Annotated in this window: 14 protein-coding genes; 7 read left to right on the forward strand and 7 right to left on the reverse strand. The window is 38.9% G+C overall.

Features of this window, described 5'->3' with window-relative positions; genetic code table 11:
• The 5 genes from EYS08_RS17410 to EYS08_RS17430 all read left to right on the forward strand — a co-directional run bounded on the left by EYS08_RS17410 (window position 1) and on the right by EYS08_RS17430 (window position 6,012).
• Complete coding sequence (locus tag EYS08_RS17410) at window positions 1-378, forward strand: GtrA family protein (RefSeq protein WP_131031229.1); 378 nt, start codon at window positions 1-3, stop codon at window positions 376-378.
• Window positions 379-2,922 (forward strand): DUF5686 and carboxypeptidase-like regulatory domain-containing protein, encoded by a 2,544-nt coding sequence (locus EYS08_RS17415; RefSeq protein WP_131031230.1) that lies wholly within the window; start codon window positions 379-381, stop codon window positions 2,920-2,922.
• A gap of 10 nt (window positions 2,923-2,932) precedes the next feature.
• Complete coding sequence (locus EYS08_RS17420) at window positions 2,933-4,222, forward strand: DUF4833 domain-containing protein (protein WP_131031231.1); 1,290 nt, start codon at window positions 2,933-2,935, stop codon at window positions 4,220-4,222.
• Between the two features lie 226 nt (window positions 4,223-4,448).
• A complete protein-coding gene (locus EYS08_RS17425) occupies window positions 4,449-5,069 on the forward strand; it encodes a sterol desaturase family protein (protein ID WP_131031232.1) in 621 nt (206 codons plus the stop codon).
• Between the two features lies 1 nt (window position 5,070).
• Window positions 5,071-6,012: a phosphatase PAP2 family protein gene (locus tag EYS08_RS17430; RefSeq protein ID WP_131031233.1), complete on the forward strand. Its 942-nt coding sequence runs from the start codon at window positions 5,071-5,073 to the stop codon at window positions 6,010-6,012.
• Window positions 6,013-6,089: 77 nt separating this feature from the next.
• Here EYS08_RS17430 and EYS08_RS17435 read toward each other — a convergent pair whose 3' ends face one another.
• From EYS08_RS17435 to EYS08_RS17445, 3 genes are all read right to left on the reverse strand, one after another.
• Complete coding sequence (locus tag EYS08_RS17435; protein ID WP_131031234.1) at window positions 6,090-7,319, reverse strand: alkaline phosphatase family protein; 1,230 nt, start codon at window positions 7,317-7,319, stop codon at window positions 6,090-6,092.
• 78 nt (window positions 7,320-7,397) lie between these two features.
• Window positions 7,398-8,855, reverse strand: coding sequence for a SusD/RagB family nutrient-binding outer membrane lipoprotein (locus EYS08_RS17440; RefSeq protein WP_131031235.1), 1,458 nt, complete (start codon window positions 8,853-8,855; stop codon window positions 7,398-7,400).
• A gap of 10 nt (window positions 8,856-8,865) precedes the next feature.
• Window positions 8,866-12,066, reverse strand: a complete 3,201-nt coding sequence (locus EYS08_RS17445) for a SusC/RagA family TonB-linked outer membrane protein (RefSeq protein WP_131031236.1) — start codon at window positions 12,064-12,066, stop codon at window positions 8,866-8,868.
• A gap of 410 nt (window positions 12,067-12,476) precedes the next feature.
• Between EYS08_RS17445 and EYS08_RS17450 the strand changes: the two genes are divergently transcribed.
• Window positions 12,477-13,100 carry a TetR family transcriptional regulator gene (locus EYS08_RS17450; RefSeq protein WP_131031237.1) on the forward strand — a complete coding sequence of 208 codons (624 nt, stop codon included), beginning with the start codon at window positions 12,477-12,479 and terminating at the stop codon, window positions 13,098-13,100.
• On the opposite strand, the gene EYS08_RS17455 is transcribed toward EYS08_RS17450, so the two are convergent.
• Window positions 13,072-13,332: a CBU_0592 family membrane protein gene (locus EYS08_RS17455; protein ID WP_131031238.1), complete on the reverse strand. Its 261-nt coding sequence runs from the start codon at window positions 13,330-13,332 to the stop codon at window positions 13,072-13,074. The genes EYS08_RS17450 and EYS08_RS17455 overlap by 29 nt on opposite strands.
• A 197-nt stretch (window positions 13,333-13,529) precedes the next feature.
• On the opposite strand from EYS08_RS17455, the gene EYS08_RS17460 reads away from it, so the two are divergent.
• Window positions 13,530-13,862, forward strand: a complete 333-nt coding sequence (locus EYS08_RS17460; protein ID WP_131031239.1) for a hypothetical protein — start codon at window positions 13,530-13,532, stop codon at window positions 13,860-13,862.
• Window positions 13,863-14,399: 537 nt separating this feature from the next.
• Here the strand turns inward: EYS08_RS17460 and EYS08_RS17465 are convergent.
• The 3 genes from EYS08_RS17465 to EYS08_RS17475 form a co-directional block, all read right to left on the reverse strand.
• Window positions 14,400-15,473, reverse strand: a complete 1,074-nt coding sequence (locus EYS08_RS17465) for a hypothetical protein (RefSeq protein WP_131031240.1) — start codon at window positions 15,471-15,473, stop codon at window positions 14,400-14,402.
• Window positions 15,474-15,570: 97 nt separating this feature from the next.
• Window positions 15,571-16,872 carry a hypothetical protein gene (locus EYS08_RS17470; protein WP_131031241.1) on the reverse strand — a complete coding sequence of 434 codons (1,302 nt, stop codon included), beginning with the start codon at window positions 16,870-16,872 and terminating at the stop codon, window positions 15,571-15,573.
• Between the two features lie 384 nt (window positions 16,873-17,256).
• Window positions 17,257-20,508 (reverse strand): TonB-dependent receptor, encoded by a 3,252-nt coding sequence (locus tag EYS08_RS17475; protein ID WP_131031242.1) that lies wholly within the window; start codon window positions 20,506-20,508, stop codon window positions 17,257-17,259.
• Window positions 20,509-20,523 lie beyond the last annotated feature (15 nt).

The raw sequence follows: 20,523 nt of genomic DNA on the forward strand, positions 1-20,523 counted from the left end.
ATGATATTCACTTATCTAAAAGCACAGGCATCATCCTTAGTGGCCTCGGCAACAGATTTCGGTGTGACCCTTATTGCCGTAAATCTTTTTGGCTGGTGGTATCTGGCAGCAAGTATTACAGGTACGGTTGCAGGTGGAGCAGTTAATTTTTATGTGAACCGGAAATGGGTTTTCGAAAGTGAATCTACAGCCATTAAATGGCAGATATTGAAATATATTTTGGTATGGGCAGGCAATCTGATTATCGTAACCGTGGGTGTGTTTATGCTCACCCATTTTTTTAATCTCAATTACGTTCTCGCTAAAGTGCTTAGCTCAGTTTTAACCGGGGTAAGCTACAATTATATCATGCAAAAGCAGTTTATTTTTTCAAGTTAAATGAAACCGATTTATTCATTTTTTCTCCTCGTGGTGCTCAGTTTTATTTTGCAGGTAAATGCTTTTGGCCAAAGAACAGTAGTATCTGGCATCGTGCGCGATGCGGTTACCAAAGAAACACTGCCCAATGTTTCCGTTTTCTTTAAAGACACGAAAATAGGCATACAGACTGATGTAAACGGAAAGTATACATTGGTTTCTCCCGATCCTCAAAACGAAATCACTTTTAACTACGTAGGTTATCGGGCGGCTTTTAAAAATGTTATGCCATCTGCAACGCAGGAACTCGATATTGCATTGGTTCCTGATTCGAAAGCTTTGGACGAAGTGATCATTGTGGGTGGAAAAAAGGTAAAATACCGAAACAAAGATAATCCGGCTGTAGAATTGATCCGCCAGGTAATTGCCCACAAAGATGAGAACCGGATTAAGAGTTACAATACGGTGTCTTTTAGGCAGTATGAGAAGATGTTGTTTTCGTTGAGCAATGTTTCGGAAAAGTTTAAGAACAAAAAGATGTTCAGAAATTATCAGTTTTTGTTTCAGGAGCAGGATTCGACCTTAATTGGCGGGAAAAATCTCTTGCCTGTGTACATTCAGGAGAAACTAGCAGATAGTTACCTCAGTAAAGATCCGGAAAGAAATAAAACTGTTGTTATTGCCGAGAAACAAGTAAACTTCGATAGCAGGTACATCGATAATAAAGGAATGAAAACCTATTTCGATAGGATGTATCAGGACATCGATATCTATAAAAACAACATCTCTGTCATCAGTAATGAATTTTTAAGTCCGATTTCGGATGGAGCGCCTGCTTTTTATAAGTTTTTTATTACCGATACATTAAAAAATCAAAAGCCTCAGGTTATTGAACTTTCTTTTACCCCCCGAAATACAAACGATATGTTGTTCGAAGGGAAGATTTATGTAACGAATGATAGCCATTATGCTGTTACCGGCGCTTCATTTGGGGTAAATAAAAACATTAACCTCAATTTTGTACGTGCTTTAAAAATCGATCTCGATTTCGAAGTCAACAACAAAGGTAAATACAGTTTAAGTAAAAGCAATCTGTTGGCCGATTTTGGTATTGGCAAAACCAAAGGCATAGGTTTTACGGGCGAGCGAACCGTTACCTATAAGAATTACCAGTTCGATACGGTGTTGCCTGATACTATTTTTCAAGGGAAAAGTACCGTGGTGCAGGCCGATGCAGCAAAAAAAGACGATAAATTCTGGGAGCAAAACAGACTGGATACCATTTCGAAGAACCAGCTTAAGATTTATGGCAATATAGATACCCTGCAAAACCTGCCATCTTTTAAACGGACCATGAAAATCGTTACGCTTTTATTTGCAGGCTATCAGAATTTAGGCCCCTATGAAATTGGTCCGGTAAATACATTTTACAGCTTTAACAATGTAGAAGGTTTAAGGCTGCGGGTAGGTGGCCGAACAACGCCTGAGCTTAGTAAACGTTATTATTTCGAAAATTATTTGGCTTATGGGATTAAAGATGAGAAATGGAAGTTTTTCCTTTCCGGAACTTATTCGCTGAATAATAAATCGATCTACGAATTTCCTCAAAATTATGTTAGGGCCAGTTTTCAGCGCGATACAAAAATTCCCGGACAGGAGCTGCAGTTTGTGCAGGAAGATAATTTCTTGCTGTCGTTTAAAAGAGGAGTAAATGATATGCTATTGTACAACGATTTTTATCGTTTAGATTATGTTAAAGAATTTGAAAACCACTTTTCTTACAACCTTGGCTTTAAAAAGTGGAGCCAAACACCTGCTGGCGGACTCAATTACCTAAACGGAGCAAATCAGTCTGTTAACAGGTTAAGCACCAGCGAAATTTCCCTGCAATTAAGGTACGCGCCGAATGAAAAGTTTTATCAGGGAAAAATATACCGTGTACCCATTGCCGATCGTTATCCGGTATTTAATTTGCGTTATACTGCAGGTTTAAAGGGCGCTTTCGGTGGCGAATACAATTACCATAACTTAATGGGAAGCATCGATAAACGTTTCTATTTATCGCAGTTAGGCTATAGCGATGTAACTTTCGAAGGTGGTTATATCGCCGGGAAAGTACCTTTCCCTTTATTGACCATACACCGCGCTAACCAAACTTATGCCTATCAGCTCAACTCTTATAACCTGATGAACTTCCTCGAGTTTGTGAGCGATCACTATGTAAGCATCAATATAGACCACAATTTTAACGGCTTCTTTTTTAATAAGGTACCATTGATCAAAAAATTAAAATTGAGGGAAGTGGTGTCATTCAAAGCATTATATGGTGGATTGAGGAAGGAGAATAACCCAAATTTCCAATCGGGATTATACCAGTTTCCGGTTTACGAAAACGGTGCACAAAGAACTTATGCATTGAGTAACGAGCCCTATATGGAAGGTAGTGTTGGTGTAGGCAATATCTTTAAACTATTGAGGGTCGACGTGGTGAAAAGGTTCAACTACCTCAATAATCCGGAGGTTTCGAAGTGGGGAATAAGGGCAAGGGTAAAATTTGATTTTTAAGAAAAAAGCTATGGAAAAAAATCTAAGGGACAGCCTGCAACAGGGCATATACAAGGTGATCAATCCTTTTGTAAAGGGATTGATAAAAATAGGTTTAACGCCTAATGCGGTGACGACCATTGGCCTGATCCTGAATATCGGTGTGGCGGTTATTTTTGTGCTCGGTGCCGAAAAATCGAACCGTGGCGATATGTCATACATCGGTTGGGGAGGAGCACTGGTGCTTTTTGCGGGTCTGTTTGATATGCTCGATGGTCAGGTGGCGCGATTGGGAAACATGAGTTCGAAGTTTGGTGCTTTGTACGATTCGGTGCTCGATCGCTACAGCGAAATGATTATGTTTTTGGGCATTTGTTATTATCTGGTTGCGCATCATTATTTTTTAAGTTCACTATTCGCATTTATCGCATTAATCGGCTCGATGATGGTGAGTTATACCCGTGCGAGAGCCGAGGGATTAGGGGTAGAATGTAAGGGCGGTTTAATGCAGCGGCCAGAGCGTGTGGTAACCATTGGCGTTTTTGCCATAGCCTGTGGTATTGCAGGTCATTTTATTGGTGGCGATTACAAAGTTTACATACCAGGTATTTCATTCCATGTTTTCGAAACGATGTCGATTTTTACCATGCCCATTACCCTAATGGCGATATTGACCAATATTACAGCTGTTAAAAGGTTACAGGAAGCCAAAAAAGGACTCGAAGCGCAAGAATTTAATGAGCGAAAAGGAAATAACAAGGCTGCATTAATTGCCGGTTTGGTATTAATGGGAAGTTTAACTGGAATGCTTTCTTTTAACGCAAATGCGCAGGGATCAGATCCTTCTCCAATTACTTTTCCAACACCAAAAGATATCAGCGATCAGCTGTTTTATTTACAGCGCGATCCGAATACCAATACCATTATCTGCCAGTTAAATGTAGACAAACATGGCGAAGTAAATAAAGAACAGCCCGTAAATGTATTTTGGATGCGCTACGGAGATAAAGGCGAAAAGAAAGAGCTGAGTTATATCCAACGGAAATTTGCATATGGCATTATCAGCAAAAATATGGGTAACGGTCAGTTTGAACTGCGGTTTACCTCGCATAAAAAACTGCCGATGTATTTAAATAAATCTGGTGCAGATAAAAAATACCATGTTTTTGCCACCATCAACAATAAAAAAATGCAGTTAGAACGGATTTTCCTTCGGATAGAGGGCGGTACCTTTTGGTTTCCGAATGTGAAATATGTAGAGATAAAAGGGGTAGATGCTTCTGAGCCCTCAAAAACGTTAGTTGAAAGGATTAAGGTTTAGCTGATGTCATTCTGAGTGCAATGAAGAATCTTTCGATATGAGATTGAGTTCAGTATCTAGGTTAGAGATTCTTCACTACGTTCAGAATGACAGCATTTTGTCAGTCTGAGCGGAGTCGAAGACCCCTACGTTGAGAATGACAAATTGTTTGAGGAGAAGATCCTGAAACAAGTTCAGGATGACGATCAACGGTGAACCGAGTCGAAGACCAGTTAAAATATTACCAATGAAAAAGAATTTTGTTTCAAATTCGACAGCATCCATCAGGATGTTTAAAAACGACTTTTTAGAAAGCCTCTCAAAGGTTAGGTTTTATGTGCCTTTGATTGTTTATGTTCCAGTGATTGCTTTTCTTTTTTGGAAAGCGCTTTGGGAAATCGAAATGCCTGTTTTCAATTTTGCAGGATGGTTTTTGTTGGGCCTGGCCATCTGGACCATTACCGAATACATCCTGCACCGCTACGTGTTCCATTTCGAACCGGAAGCCGAATGGGGCAAGAAAATCCATTTTATTTTTCATGGTGTACACCACGATTATCCCAACGATGCCAAAAGGTTGGTTATGCCGCCTTCGGCCAGTATCCCTATGGCTTTGGGCTTTTATTTTATTTTCGATTGGTTATTGCCGGATACAGTGGTTTACCCATTTTTCTCTGGTTTTATGATCGGTTATCTATTTTACGATATGGTGCATTATGCGCTTCACCATGCCAATTTTAAAAGTGGTTTCTGGAAACAGTTAAAACAGCACCATATGCTTCACCATTATTCCGATTCGACCAAGGGTTATGGGGTGAGCTGGACTTTTTGGGATCATATTTTTAGATCTAATTTTGATAAAAAATAACATGCAGCAAGAGGTATTGCTTAAAAACAGTTTTTATAATCTTCGGAATATTTATCTAACAGTTGCTATCTCTGTTGGATATCTATTGTTATCACTGCTGCTAGTTGGCTTTAAAACCGATCAGCTGGTGCTGATTTTTATTTTTAATGCTTTGTTTTATATCTCGAAGGGAACCAGGCAGTTTATTCTTGGCTTTTCGATCTTTATTGTCTATTGGATACTGTTTGATTACATGAAAGCCTTTCCAAACTATCTTTTTAATACGGTACATATTGAAGATTTATACGACCTGGAAAAAAATACTTTCGGTATCAACTACCATGGCTTAATACTTACACCTAACGAGTATTGGAAAATAAACAGTACTGCATTTTTAGATGTATTAACAGGGATTTTCTACCTGATGTGGGTACCCGTTCCGCTGGCATTTGCTACTTATCTTTTTTTTAAGAATAAAGAACAGTTTGTTCGGTTCTCGCTCACCTTTGTTTGGGTAAATTTGTTAGGCTTTGTGTTGTACTACGCTTTCCCGGCTGCACCACCATGGTATGTGCAGGAACATGGCTTCGGGTTTATCGCCAAAACAGCTGGAAATACTGCTGGGTTGGCCCGGTTTGACCATTATTTTAACATTTCGCTTTTTCATGGTATATACAGCAAAGGCTCTAATGTGTTTGCGGCTATGCCATCGCTGCATTCATCGTATCCTGTTATTGTTGTTTATTATGGTTTAAAAAACCGGTTGGGCAAGATCAATATTTTTTTTGCTGCCGTTATGCTTGGCATCTGGTTTTCGGCTGTTTATACCAGTCATCATTATACGCTTGATGTGTTGGCCGGATTAAGCTGCGCCATATTGGGTATTATTTCTTTCAATTATTTAATACAAAATACCAAGTTAAAACAGCTTGCAGGAAATATGGCAAGTGCCATAAGTAATTAAAAAGCCCAATGGTTGATCTTGAACGATCAGCGATTGGGCTTAGAAAGATAATTTATTGGAATTAGGAATGAAACTAATTATTTAATGCTTATCCATTTGTTGAGCATGTTATCTGGTGCTTCTAGCAAGAGTTTATAGAAAGAAGATGGGTAGTTTTTAAGATCTGCAAAATAATGTTGCTGACTAACCTCAACTTCTCCCAATAAATGATAGTCATCTTTTCCTCCTGTTTTAAATGCATTGGTAGTCGCCACCCAAATTTTTACCTTTCCTTTCTTTTCCAGTGCTTTCCAGCTAATGTCAAGGTGGTTTTGTACATAATTTGCTTTTAGTGCTGATATGGATACTGGGCCTATAAATGATGTGCCGTCAATTTCCTGTTCCACACTTTTAGGCAGTTTTACATTAAGATAATTGGCAATTGAAGGCATGATATCTACTACACCAAGATCGAAGTATTGGGCGTAAGTATTCAGGTTTTTATAATTGCTTACCATCCAGGTAGAACGTTGACGCTCAGATTGTCCCCCATGTCCACGGCCTGTTTGCTCATCACGTCCATGATCGGTTGTAATTATAATCAGCCAATCTTCTTTAAATTTCTGTTGACGGTAAGTAATGGCATCCCAAATCTGGCCCATTTGTTTATCCAGCATCTCAACAGCATTATAAAACGCAGGACTATCACCATATCGATGTCCCATATCATCCGTATATTCCAGGTATACCCAAGAAAGATCAGGTGCTTTATCATGAATGGTGTTTGCAGCCTGTTTAACTACCTCCTCATCAATAAGGTGCATGTAAGCCGAATTTTTATCATGTTTAAAGCGAACAGTATCTAACTCAAAACCATCTGCTACAAAATCGGGTTTAAAGTTTCCTGTTTCAGGAAGGCCATCGCCAAGCAACTTGGTACGGTTATCTGTCCAGCTGGAGAAAATTGCTGTTTTTTTCTCAGGGTATTGATTTTTAAACAATCTGAAAATGTGTTGATAATTGTAATTGGGTGCTTTAATGTCGTTATCGGGTACATTATGTTTGTTTACCCATGTTCCCGTAAGCAAACTGTTATAACCAACAGCAGATATGGTTGGTGTTTCATTGTAACTTGCTTTATCGCCTCCTACATGCATACGCAAATAAGATCCAGCTGAGATGATCTTTTTGAAATTAGGTAACGCCAAACGTTCCATTACATCGGCAGGGATACCATCGGCGATAACGAATACTGTTTTTTTTATTTTCTGAGCCCAGCTATTTACTGAAACAAAAATCAGTAACAGGAAAAGTATTTTTTTAATCATTTTATGCTTTGTAAAAATTTGAAACTGTGGTTAAATAAACAGCACCGACAAAATTGGCGGTGCTGCTGTTGGTCTATTTTATGGCTTCAATAACCACATTACCCCGTTTATGTTGTCACCTTCAGGGTACTGTCTTGCTATTGCCCCGGAAACATTCTGCTGATTCAATCGTAATTCAGATTCCGGATACATCCAACGTTTTGGAATGCGTTTATTATTTAACACCCCAGCTCCTGTAGTATCAAAAACAGGGAAACTGGTTCTTCTCTGCTCAAAAAATGGCTGCCAGCCGCTGTTCATGAAAGATGCGATGTATTTTTGGGTAATAATATTCGCCAGAGGATTTGCAGCAGCATTTAATTGCACTGTTGTCTGTGCCAGATAAGTACTGATGGTTGCCTCATCAATATTGTAAAACTGCATAGATGCCCTGATACCTTTCTGATAATACTCATTTGCACTTCCGGAAATCCATCCCCTTACAACGCCTTCGGCAAGAATAAACTGCTGCTCGGCATAACCCATTGCTATACTTGCCTCATTTGCAGGGCGATTATAATAACGCGGGTTAATTTTAGAAACTTCTCCCGCAAGCGTACGGGCATTATTCTCATCTTTTGGTGCGCTACCATTCCCCCCACCATAAGCCTTAAAATCTGTTGCAGCAAGGGATGCGAATTTTGGTGCTTTATCGGCAAAGCGGAATAAACGGGAATCCTGGAGCGATTTTAACAAATTGATAAAAGTTTCATCCATATAATATGCGGTCTGCATACTATTGCTATTGAAATATGGATAGCGGTTTCCCTGAAGATCGTAAAATTTTAGCTGGGCATTGTCCACGTTTCCTGTAAACAGTGGATAATCTGCCGGATTGTTCACAATTTCGGCAAAACGTTTCCTGATTTCTAATTTGGGGTCATTTTCCTTAACCGATAAACTCATTAATACCCTTAAGGAAAGGGAGTTGATTGCGCGTTTCCATTGTTGTATATTCCCCCCGAAAACAATGTCGCCCTGTAAACTTTCTGTATTTACATTAATCATCCCGTTGGCAGATTTAAGCTCATTTAAAATACTTAAGTAAATGTCTTCCTGCCTGTCATATCTTGGCGCGACAATATCTTCCTCGGCTTTCAAAGCCTCACTGTAAGGAATATCGCCAAAGGTTTGGGTTAATTGTAGAAAATTCCAGGCCTTAAAAAACTTCACAAGTGGCAAATACTGAGGTTTGTTCAGATTTGTGGCAGCTTGTTCCATCTTAACTACCTGGCGCAGATTGTTATAATTAGAATAGCTTCCCCGGCTCCAGCCATAGTACTGATTTAAGTCAATGTCATCTGTATTTATCATTTGACGGGAAGTAAGCGCGACAGTGATATCGGTTGATTGGAAGGCACTCTGCTCAATAGCATTCAATAATAGATCGGGTGTAGCAGCAGTGGTTTTGTTAGGGTCTACCTGGAACTCGCTAAATTTTTTGCAGCCCGTTTGTGCGATTGCCGCAAATAATATAATATATAATGTCTTTTTCATATACTTCAGATTAAAATTTAAGGTTTAAGTTAAAACCATATGAACGTGCCGAAGGCGTTTGGAGGTTATCCTTTGCGGGATCAGGATCAATATTTGGCATTTTTGAGAACAATAAGAGATTACGGCCAACTACTGAAACATCTAAACCTTTAATAAACGATTTGCCCAACAGCCTGGCTGGCACCTGCCATCCTAATGTTACCTCTCTTAATTTGAGGAAGGTTTGCGAAAAATAGTTGTAGTTATTGTAGGCACCATTACTGGTATCAATCATATAATCTATGTAGTTTACGGCTTTGGTATTTGGGGCGAAAACACGGCTATCGCTCGTAATATTACCTTTGGCATCATAAGTAGCTGTTCCGCTGGTAACCACAACACCATCGCCAACAAAAGTTGCTTTCCCTGCATTGGCATCAACACGGTATTGGTTAACTGTACCCGGATGTGTACCACCCCACCACATTTTCTGGTTGGTTGTCGAGTACATCAATCCGCCAAGTCGCCCATCAACCAGAAACTTTAGTGTGAAACTCTTATAATTAAAAGTATTTTCGATACCGTAAGTCCAGTCTGGGGCTTCATTTCCAATAAACCTTGAAAAATTATCAATTAATGGAAAACCGTTGCTTCCGTAAATAATCTGCCCCTGACTGGTGGTCTGATAAACCGAACCGTAGATCCTATCTGTCCTGTCACCCACACGCAGATTGCCCAGGGTTTCGGCACCGCCATAAATTTCTTTTAAATACCTGCGATACTTGCTCAGATTTACGGCCATATCCCATTGAAAATCGTTGTTTTTTAACAAGGTTCCATTAACCACAAACTCCATTCCCTTACGTTGATAAACGTTCCCGTTAACCAACTGGCTGCCATAACCGCTTGTTATTGAAATATCCGGAGAAGCGATATTGTTAAAGTCGCTTGTCTGGTAATAAGTGGCTTCAACACTTAATCTGTTTTTAAAAAACTTGGTGTCTAATCCTACCTCCCAACTGTCAGATGTTTGTGGGGTAAGGTTAGCCTGTTTAAGCAAACTGCCAAAAGTAAGGGCAGGTGTACTGTCCCAGCTCGTTCCTTTATCAAATGCTGGAAGATAACCATAGGTATAAGTATCATCCCCAAGCGTACCGCTTGAAACTCTTGACCACGAACCGCGTGCTTTTAAATAGCTGAACCAGTCTGGCAATTTAGTTAACTGAGAAACAACAACCGATGAACCTATTGAAGGATAGAAGAAGCTGTTATTATTTGTTGGGAGCGTAGAAATAACATCATTTCTGCCAGTAGCAGTTAAATAGATTGCATTTAAAAACTCCAGATCTAAAATCGCATAAACACTGCTTGTTCTTCTCTCTTCAACAGCATTACTGCCCTGAAGAGGATTTGCAGAATTACCAAGGTTATAAAAACCGGGAATGGTTAACCCATCCGTATTTGTAGAACCATATTTGTTATTTCTATAATAATTAGAACCACCAACCTGCGCATGCAGCTTAAACTTATCGGTGAAGGTATGGTTGTAGTCTCCAATCAAATCCGTAACCAGGTCAATATAGTTTTGGGTCGCAACGGTAAACTGTCCTCTGGATTTGTTGCCATAACCAATATAACTCATAGGTTCTTTATAGGTCCGGTTTAAGCCATAAGCGTTTATTCCATTTCTAAACTGAACACTAAAAGCCGGACTGATTTTGTAATTCAGGTTTAATGAACCATAAGTGTTGTCTTTATCATAACCGCGCAAATATTCATAAGCCTGAAAATATGGGTTATTATAGTAAGATACATTATAATTGCGTTGTTGAATACCCTCTTTGCCCGGCACCCAATAGTCTTTTAAATCCTGCACGTTTATATCCGTTCCTGTCCATAACACCAGATTGTAAAGATAATTGGTCGGTCCGTATCCTGTTTCAGGAAAGTTCTTGGTAAACTGGCGGTTATAGTTCAATCTTGCATCGATTGTAAATGCATCTGAAAGTTTATAATTGCCCGAAACGTTAAATGAACTATTGTTTAAATTGGTATTCGGCACAATGCCTTTTTGATAAATATGCGATGCTGAAGCCCGGAAGGAACCCTTCTCCGAACTTTGGGTAATACTAATGTTATTACTTGAAATTAGTCCGGTTTGAAAAAAGTCCTTTACATTGTTTTTTCCTCTTGAAAGGAATGGAAGCGGAACCAATTTTCCGGTAATCGGGTCTCTGGGGCTGTTAAACTGAGGTGTTTCAAAAAAACCACTCGGCGTAGTCGGATCGGGCTGATCGAGTTTTGGACCCCAAATCCATCCAGAGCCTTCTTGTCCTCCTCCTGAACCATCAACATAAGTATATTTTCCTTTATAGCCTGCACCATATTCTGATTGTACCTTCGGAATCCTGATAAAACTTGGCTGTATTTGCGTAGAACTATTTACATCAATACTAAGATCATTTCCCTTGCCACGTTTTGTCGTAATCATAATTGCGCCGTTTTGCCCGATAGAACCATATAATGCAGATGCATTGGCTCCTTTTAATACCGTTACTGATTCGACATCATCTGCATTTACACGGAAAAGATCTGCAGATTGGTCTGGTATGCCATCGATAACAATAAGTGGCTTTCTGCCCCTCAATGAAATGCCAGGATCCTGAAACAAATCAGTTGAATTGCTGATATTAAGGCCGGCAACCCTTCCGGTAAGTGAGCTAATAATATTTGCCTCTCTTGCCTTAACTAAATTTTCGCCTTGCACCGTTTGTGCCACATAACCTAATTTTGACCGTTCTTTTTTAACACCTAAAGCGGTAACTACCACCTCAGATAATGCTTTTGCATCCTCGGTCATCATGATCTGGTAAGTATCGGAATGATCAACTGTAATTTCTTTGTTAACATACCCGATACTACTAAAGACAAGTACATTGCCATCGTCAGCCTTGATTGAAAAATCGCCTTCCTGGTTAGTAACTGTACCTGTATTGGTTCCTTTTATCAATACTGATACTCCAGGAATGCCAAGTTTCTTTTCATCAGTAACATGGCCTTTAATAATTCTGGCATTTTCTGTTGTTTTTTTCCGCTCAGAAGGCTTTAAAACAATCTTGTCATTCGTTTTTGGAATGGAAAAGGCAGAATTGAAAATAACGATAAATAGGCAGGTTACCCATAAACTCTTCTTCAGGCAAACCAAAGATGGATAAGTAAATCTTTTTTTCATAAAGCTAATTCGTTTGTTAAAATTTTAAATGTTTTTTATCGGAACCCTAGTTCAATTTGGTTTCCTTTTGGCATACTCCAACATAAGCTCATTGTTTACCGTTGAGATCGTTTCTACCGTTTTTATGTCAGAGACTAAGCCGTTAATAATGCTCTCTTGAGCAAAGCTTCTAGCGGATAGGATCAACAGCGTGAACATCCAGAATAGTTTTTTTCATTTTTCTTAATAATTTAGTTGTTTGATTTGGAATGATAAGTACCTTTCAGCGGCGCTAAATTGAATATATCATATTAAAGTTAGGTTAAGATTAGATTATTATATTAATTGAATGTTCATTCAATCTATTAAGAAAATAAATTTGCAGAATAGAACTACTTTTGATTAGTTTGCCTAATTAAATTAACTGCACAATGGGACGCAAAAGCCTAAAAGAAACAAGACGACTGGAAATTATTAAGGTATTTTACCAAGTGGCCAAGAAAGAGGGGTACGAAAATACCTCTATTGCGAAGATTGCTAAGGTGATGGATATTAACCCAAGCCTTATTATTCATTATTTTGAAACCAAAGAGGGACTTACTTATGAATTGATCGATCATATACTCGATCGGTATTTATTGATTTACACGATAAAGAACAAAGAGAAAGCAAAACTAGACGATTTGCAAGGCACTATTGAACTGCTATTTTCTAAAAAATGGAACCTGCTTTTTGATGATGGATTGTTTTATACCTTTTACGCTTTGGCATTCAGGGAGAAAAAGATCAAGTTAAAATATAAACTTATTTTAGATGCCCTTCGCAATGGCCTGGCCCTAATGATTGAACAGTGTAATGAACAGCAGATCACAAATGTTGAGAATCCTCAGCTTACAGCTGATTTTGTTTTTGTACTGGTAGATGGTGCTTATTTTTATCTTTCAATGGAAAGCGATAAGAAAGCTTATTTAGATCGTTTGGCTTATTATAAACAAAAAGCATATGATGCACTTTCCATATCACCTGTTAAGGCTGTTTCTGCTCCCGTTTGCTAAACTGCCTGCTTAAAGCATATAAACCAATAGACATCCAGAGCACATTTGCTACAGCATTTGGTAGATCGTGTGTGTTTAACGCGGTTATGGCTAAGCATAAACCACCCAATATGTTTAGGGCCTGAAAGGAGAGTGAATCAGCACGGATTAATTTCATGCTTAAAAAAAGATACCCAAGGGTACAAAATGCTACTCCAGACCATCCGATAATTGACATCACTAAGTTCATCATGCTGTATTTTTTGCTGGTAAAGCTATGAAATAATGTAATTACATCTATGTGAATGATCAGGCAAAAAAATTACATAGGTTTAGATTTTATAGCCTGAATAAAGTGCTAAACTGGATTTGTTTGTTGAGTTACATATTTTATACAGTACGGTGTATTTTAAACACAAACTGTTATATTTAACTGAAACAAAAGTAAATATGGATTCGAACATTGTTACCCTCAGCGTGATCAATTACATTAACGATTATGATTATTATGATTCGCTCACAGATTTAAATAGCGATACAAATTCAAAATCTTTTACCAAACTGAGCGAAATCAGGGAAAGAAACAAACGTCATATTACAGAACTTTTTCCGAATGTGAAATTTCGCGACAGTAAAAACCAGTTACTTGCAGTAGGTAGTTTTAAGCATGCGGTTAAAGCGAAGATCGAAACATTATCGAAGAAAGAAATAGAAGATTATCTCGAAACATTTAAAAAAGATGCTAAAAAAATAGCCAGGCTTTATAGAAAGATCAGGAAATAACTGTGAGATTTTCTTGGTACTAAAGTGATAAACCTGGTTTGGTATTGAACAGGTTATTTTATATTAACATTAGCGCTATATTTTTGGTAATCTATATGTTTAGTATAAGTTTTCAATTTTTTGTGTCATGACAGCAGCAATCGAATCAATTGGCAATGGTCATTTTCAAGGTGCATGCCCATGCGGTAAGGGTGATAAATCGGATATGGAAAGAATTCCACGGACATTTATGATGAAAACCCTGTTATTCTGGTTACCCATGAAACGTTACAGGTGTTACCGTTGCATGCGGAACCGCTGGGTACTTGGAAAAAAATCACAGCAAATCAGTCAATAATCTTTCTTGTAAAGCTAGAATTGCTTTTACCAATTGTTCAGTAGCTCAAATAAATGAATCAGTAGCTGATTTAAATCATGTTGTAAGCTAAATGATTGTTGTCAATAGGTTGATGCGCAAATTGTAATAATAGAAAAAGGGGAATACCCATTGCAATTTGCTTTGGTTTTCCCCTATGCCCTGTTAGAACAGTATTTAACTTATCTGAAATATTCTGAAAGATCTGTAATAGCACCTGAAAAATAGGTAGATCTTGTTGTGGAAGCTAAATTTTTGGTATCCTTTATAATAAACAGCTTGGATGCATTTGCTTCGAAATTAATTGCGCCATACCTTCCTTCGTTCTGTTTAAATGGAAATGCTGCGTTTACAAATGGTGAGGCTGTGGTAGTGTAAGGGACATTGTTTGTTCCCGATTCAAATACATCAAAGCTATAGATGTAATCTGGTCCTGGAAGGGCCGGAAGTTCTATCGAATTGAACGAGCCATCTTTCTTAAGGGTAAGCCTAAGTTCGGGTGTAACTTTGGTACCTGCTGTTGTAATGGTGGCAGATTTAGGTTTTGTATAAAAAACAATATCTACATCAACATTTTTAAATTGTGGGGCAAATATGGTTTCGAACTTGGCACTGATCATCATATTTGTAGGATTTGCCGGTGGAGTGAGTTTAACGTTATTTGTGATTTTGGTTCCATCGAAAAAAAAATCAATATTCTGCCTTGCTATTTCAGATTCGATTGTTTTGGTAAAGAGTATTTCGGTTGTTCCTTTCTTGCGGATGGTAATTTCCCTGGTGGTGCCTTTATCAATAAGGATAAAAAAGTTACTATTGATGATGCTGGTGCCCGACGACAATAATTTTCCATCTAATAAGAATTCGATTTCACCAGATAAGGCAAAGCCTTTAACAATCAGCGAAATGGCACTGTTGTATATTTTGGTTCCATCATAAAACAAACTGATGTTCTGATCAAATGGTATTGCTGTGATGGTTTTGGTTAGCAATATTTCTGAGGTGCCTTTTTTTCTCACCTTTAAAGTAGCATTCTCGCCTTTTACAGAGAGGAGGGTTTTTACGTTAATACTACCAACAGGTGGCGTAGCTATAATACTGTCTTTATACAGATATTCTAATGCTACATCAGATGCACCGGTAATGTTTAACTGGATAATTTTAGCAGGATCTGGTTGAAGAAGTTCTGCTTTGCGGCAAGATAAACTTAAGGTTACAACAGCAGAAAAAAAGAAAAGGGTAAAAATTTTTAGTTTCATATAAAGGGTCATTACATTTAAAAACAGCTGTCTGTTTTTGTAATAAAGGGGCTGTACCCCACGGGGTACAGCCTCCTTTAGTTAAGAGAGAAAAAAATTAGAATACAAGTTTTGACCATGTAGCAGCCCAGCTTGGAAGCGTAACCGTAGATGGAGAACCTGGTGTATTGTACCATGGTTGGCTCACGCCAAAATAACTTGCGTTGCTTGCATTAACTACCAAGTTGTTACCACCACCATCAACGTAAGCACCAACTGCTGCGGTAATTGAGTTTACAAAACCGTGAACAGATGTAGTAGAGATATCTGAAAGACTTGCATTGGCATCAGCATCGAAAGCGATACTGGTGTTGTAACCAGAAACAATTACGTTAGATAAAGTAACTTCCGAACCTCTACGCTCGCGGATACCGTTACGGTAACCTAAACCGGCAATACCTGAAGTGTTTTCTGTTCCAAAAATGCTTACATTGATCAATACAGGATGAGTTTTAGGGGTTAAGCTAAAAGTAGCATCTTCTGCAGGTGCATTGTTATCAGATTCGATACCGTTAGAATCGCTGTTACCACCACTTGTACTGTGTGTAGCGTTTTTATCTGCAATAGCGATACAGTCGCTCAGGATTCCAGTGAAACCATTGTCAAAATCAAATTGATCATCGTCAGATGCTAAAGCAATTAAATTACTAGGGCTCACTGTACCACCGAAAAATTCGAATCCATCATCAAGACCATAAGAAACCTGTACGTGGTCAATAGTAGTACCGCTACCCACACCACCTAAAGTTAAACCATTAACTTCGATGTTTGTAGCCAATTGGAAACCTGCATATTCGATGCGTACATACTGTAAAGTACCGCGGTTATCGGCATCATTCGATCCACCGTAATGGAACTGAGGCTGGTCAGCTAAACCTTCAATCAGTTTATCGCCAACGTTGATTGTTGCGTTACCTAAAACAATTAAACCACCTATATCTCCTGGCTTACCTGTTGTGCTGGCATCACCATCTAAAAGGTAACGGCTGGTAAATACAATCGGATCAGCAGCTGTACCAACAGCATTGATGGTACCATCTTTTGCAATAACCAATACACCGTTTTGTACACCAGGAGTATTCACAGATGCTTTGATATAAGTACCTGGTTGGATGGTTAAAGTTGCACCATTTCTAACGGTTACCACACCGCTTAATTCATAAACGTTTCCTGCTGTCCAGGTAACAGAGCTGGTAATGTCTCCGCTAACGGTTACAACCGGTAATGATGATTGTGAATAATCTGCTGCTGAAGTGCTGCGGTTGTTGAATGAAGCTGATCCACCTTCATTTTTTTTACAAGCTGTAAAAGAAACAGCAACAATTGATAAAAGACCGATTAAATTTTTGAAATTTTTCATTTTCGTTTTTTGTTTTTCATAGGACCTCATAGGTAGGATCCATGTTTTTTAGGTTGATTTTTTACGGTCATTTAGATAAGAGGTCAGGTGATCCATAATTTTCGTGGAAATAAAAGCCTATTTATATCTAAATGGGATGATTTTTTATATCTTAGTATTTCTTATCAATTTTACTAAGTAATCCTGTTAGGCACCCTTGGTTTTTAACAGTAGGTTTTTAAAATAATTCGGGTTTATCCTGATGCGCCGTTCCACTAGAAATGATCGGTTTAAACGAAGGGTTCTGATACAACCTTTCGTTTTTTTTATGGCTATGCAGGAAACGTTGTTCCTCCTTTCTGATTAAATGGTGTAACCTTATTTATACTGTTTTTCATAGTAGTTTTAAAAATTGTAGGTAATAGAGGTACTGTAGGTTCGGCCAAATTTCTGGCTAAAGCTGATCAGGTCGCCATCATCATATTTGTTACTATATCCTTCTTTTAACCTTGTTCTGTTGCTACGGTCGGCATCGCCACCAACGTAATCCGGATTTACCTCATAGCTGGCGGTATTTCGATAAAAAACCGATGCCCTGTTCAAAATATTTCCGGCATTGATCTTTATCTCAAGCCTGTTTTTTAATAAACGTCCACTAATCTGAGCATCTATCTGTGCCCTGGGTTTTTCGTATTCAATATCAGCGGGCAGTTCACTTACGATATATGTTTTATAGCCAGATTTGTTGTACATGATGTTGAAACCAAAACGGCTTGCATTATATTGTAAGCCCAGGTTAACCAGATAGGGCGACTGTCCGTACATGGGGCGGTTCTGTTTGCTTGAAGCCTCTATGCTAGGAGGACCATTTGGATCTGTATTGGCCACCAGGTATGTTCCTTTCACATCCGATCTTTGAAGGGTTAAATTGGCGTATGCCGTTAGGTTGCTAAACAGTTTATGTGTAGAAATAAAGTTGAAATTTTTCCGTAGTTCAAGCTCTAGCCCATAAACTTGTGCAAAATCGGCACTTTTTAAGTAGTAGTTGATGTTGCCTGAAGCGGTACTAAAGGTAAGTTCGGTGGGTGTGTCGAATTTCTTGTAAAAGCCTCCTGCAGAAATAATTTCACCAAGTCCGGGAAACCACTCTGCTTTCAGGTCGTAACTATTAATCCTGGTACTGTATAAGCCCTGGTTGCCGAATTGTGCACCAAGATACGGGCTATATCTCCAAAACTGACTATTGTCTAATAGTTCAGGTCGGATTACACTGCTCGAAAAGGCGGTCCGGATATTGAAGCTACTTGTAGGGCTGTAAGTTAAATTTGCAGAGGGAAGCCATTGCCAGTGTTTATCTGGTTTGATACTGAATATTTTGAGGTTGGTGTTGTTCCCGTTGTTTATTTCATCATATTTATAATATTCTGCACGTACACCCCAAACCAATCTGAATTTCTCCAGAAACCTGGTGTCAAACATCGCAAAACCAGCCTGTGTAAGGCTTTTGCCCTTGTATATATCCTGAAAACCATTCCCCACATTATAGAAGAAACCATTAGCACCGCGAATGTTTTCGGGCTGTTGCATCTCTGCTATTGTTAAATAGCGCAGGCTATCTGGCAGGGTATTAAAGTTGGCCGAAAAGGAAGCGATTGTCCAGTTAAATCGTGCTTGTTTCCAGTTTCCGAAATATCCTGTTTTTAACGTGTTTCTTGTTCCTGATACTTCAAAGGGAACAGATGTAGACACATCCCACGAATAATGCTCTTCGGCATTTTCATAATGGTGACGGGAGGTCGGTAGGATACGGGGCTCACTACTGTTTACAATATCATAAAAATACTGGTATTCCTTACCGATAAGCCTTGGCACCTGGGTGGCCAGTATCACATCTTTTTCGGTACGGTTGATCGATGTTCGGGCAAGACTCCATTCTATTTTAAATTTACCTGCCTGGTGCTGTCCACTTAGTTTGTTCTGTAACAGATCTGTAAATGTTGGATCATCTGTTTCTTCCAAACGGTTGGCGGGTGTATTGCCTGAAACATCAAAACTGTGTCCAAGTGTTCTCACCAACGCATTGTCGTACATGTGCGTGTAATTGTTGCGGAAACTATACCTGTTTTTGCCCGATTGGTAGCCAATGTTTAACAGCGCAGACCAGGTTGTGTTAAAACCATAACTAGAACCGGCATTGTTATATAATTCGGAAGCAGACCAGTCTCCTCTTTTCTGTTGATCAAATGTGTTGATCTGTTGTGTGTTCCGGTAACTTATTGATCCTGTAAAACCAAGTCTCTTTTGTTTTAAGGTATCAACCTGAATCATTCTTCCGATACTGAATTGATAGTTTTGAGAGGGTACAGCTTGGTAACGGTATATTGTAAAATTATCGTTGGTAAATAAACGGCTCTGCATTTCTACCTTTTTTGCATATTCCGCTTCTGTTAAACTATTGTTGGGTGCGACTCTTCTATCAGTTACAACAAGGTCTTTAGGATAATCCCTTCGGCCATCATCAAAGCCCAGATAATCATATTTACCTCTCTTGTGGCTTAAAAAATCCTTACCCGTACTCTGGTCGTTGTACGATGTACCTGCAGTAAAGCTCATAAAATTTTCAGTGGGGATGTCTTTAGTGTTAATCTGGATCAGTCCACCACCAAAACTGGTGTTCATATCGGGCGTAACCGTTTTACTCACTACTACGTTATCAACGAGGTTAGATGGAATAAGATCAAAGGAGAAATTACGTGTCTGCGCTTCTGTACTTGGCAGGGTCACGCCATCCAATTGAGCCGAATTGTAACGCTCGCCAATTCCCCTTACAATTACAAACTTATTGTCTATAGAACTTACGCCGCTAATGCGTTTCAAACTTTCGCCTATATTTTTATCAGGTGTTCTGCCGATTTGTTCGGCGCTGATTCCATTACTGATTTCGGAGGCGTTTTTCTGGCGGGCCAATAAACCCTCAACCGATGCTTTTTTATAACTGGCTGTTACCACCACTTCTTGTAGGCCTTTTGCATCAGGTTTTAACGAAATGTCTAATGGTGTATTTTTGTCAGCCTTTACATTTACCTCGCTAATGCGCTGGGTAACAAAAGAAATATAGCTGACCTCTATAGTATAGATGCCTGGTTCAACGCTTAAAGTGTAACTTCCATCGCTGGCGGTTTGTGTAGCTTTGCCTGTTTGGATAACCTTAATGGAAGCACCAGGGAGGGTTTCACCTTTTTCGTCTAATATTTTTCCTGATATACGTCCGGGTTTTACCGGATCAGGAAGTTTATAAAGCAATATGGTATTGGTATCGGCAAACCTGTAGGCTACCCTGGTTCCTGAAAGTATTTTTTTGAGGATCAGCTCAAGTGGCATGTTTTTTACCTCCAGGCTTATTTTGCTGTTCTGGCTAAAAATCGATCTATTGTAATTAATCGACAAGCCTGCCTTTTCTTCTAAAAGACTAAGGGCATCCGTGATGCTCATTTCTGCTATTTTGATGCTTACGCTACTTTCTCCTGGTGTTTGCTCAAAGCTTCTTGCTAATGCCTGATTAAACAAAAGGACGCACAGTAACAACATAATTGCCGTTGGCCTGTAATCGAAACTGATAATATATTCTTTTATATATTCATAAAATCCTATTTTCATAGGTTCAAGATGTTT

The organism is Pedobacter kyonggii, assembly GCF_004310665.1.
GTDB lineage: Bacteria > Bacteroidota > Bacteroidia > Sphingobacteriales > Sphingobacteriaceae > Pedobacter > Pedobacter kyonggii.

What these genes read in the sequence shown, in the direction of transcription:
- EYS08_RS17410 (WP_131031229.1), top strand. Translation starts at nt 1, where the DNA reads ATGATATTCACTTATCTAAAAGCACAGGCATCATCCTTAGTGGCCTCG.
- EYS08_RS17415 (WP_131031230.1), top strand. Translation starts at nt 379, where the DNA reads ATGAAACCGATTTATTCATTTTTTCTCCTCGTGGTGCTCAGTTTTATT.
- EYS08_RS17420 (WP_131031231.1), top strand. Translation starts at nt 2,933, where the DNA reads ATGGAAAAAAATCTAAGGGACAGCCTGCAACAGGGCATATACAAGGTG.
- EYS08_RS17425 (WP_131031232.1), top strand. Translation starts at nt 4,449, where the DNA reads ATGAAAAAGAATTTTGTTTCAAATTCGACAGCATCCATCAGGATGTTT.
- EYS08_RS17430 (WP_131031233.1), top strand. Translation starts at nt 5,071, where the DNA reads ATGCAGCAAGAGGTATTGCTTAAAAACAGTTTTTATAATCTTCGGAAT.
- EYS08_RS17435 (WP_131031234.1), bottom strand. Translation starts at nt 7,319, where the DNA reads ATGATTAAAAAAATACTTTTCCTGTTACTGATTTTTGTTTCAGTAAAT.
- EYS08_RS17440 (WP_131031235.1), bottom strand. Translation starts at nt 8,855, where the DNA reads ATGAAAAAGACATTATATATTATATTATTTGCGGCAATCGCACAAACG.
- EYS08_RS17445 (WP_131031236.1), bottom strand. Translation starts at nt 12,066, where the DNA reads ATGAAAAAAAGATTTACTTATCCATCTTTGGTTTGCCTGAAGAAGAGT.
- EYS08_RS17450 (WP_131031237.1), top strand. Translation starts at nt 12,477, where the DNA reads ATGGGACGCAAAAGCCTAAAAGAAACAAGACGACTGGAAATTATTAAG.
- EYS08_RS17455 (WP_131031238.1), bottom strand. Translation starts at nt 13,332, where the DNA reads ATGATGAACTTAGTGATGTCAATTATCGGATGGTCTGGAGTAGCATTT.
- EYS08_RS17460 (WP_131031239.1), top strand. Translation starts at nt 13,530, where the DNA reads ATGGATTCGAACATTGTTACCCTCAGCGTGATCAATTACATTAACGAT.
- EYS08_RS17465 (WP_131031240.1), bottom strand. Translation starts at nt 15,473, where the DNA reads ATGAAACTAAAAATTTTTACCCTTTTCTTTTTTTCTGCTGTTGTAACC.
- EYS08_RS17470 (WP_131031241.1), bottom strand. Translation starts at nt 16,872, where the DNA reads ATGAAAAATTTCAAAAATTTAATCGGTCTTTTATCAATTGTTGCTGTT.
- EYS08_RS17475 (WP_131031242.1), bottom strand. Translation starts at nt 20,508, where the DNA reads ATGAAAATAGGATTTTATGAATATATAAAAGAATATATTATCAGTTTC.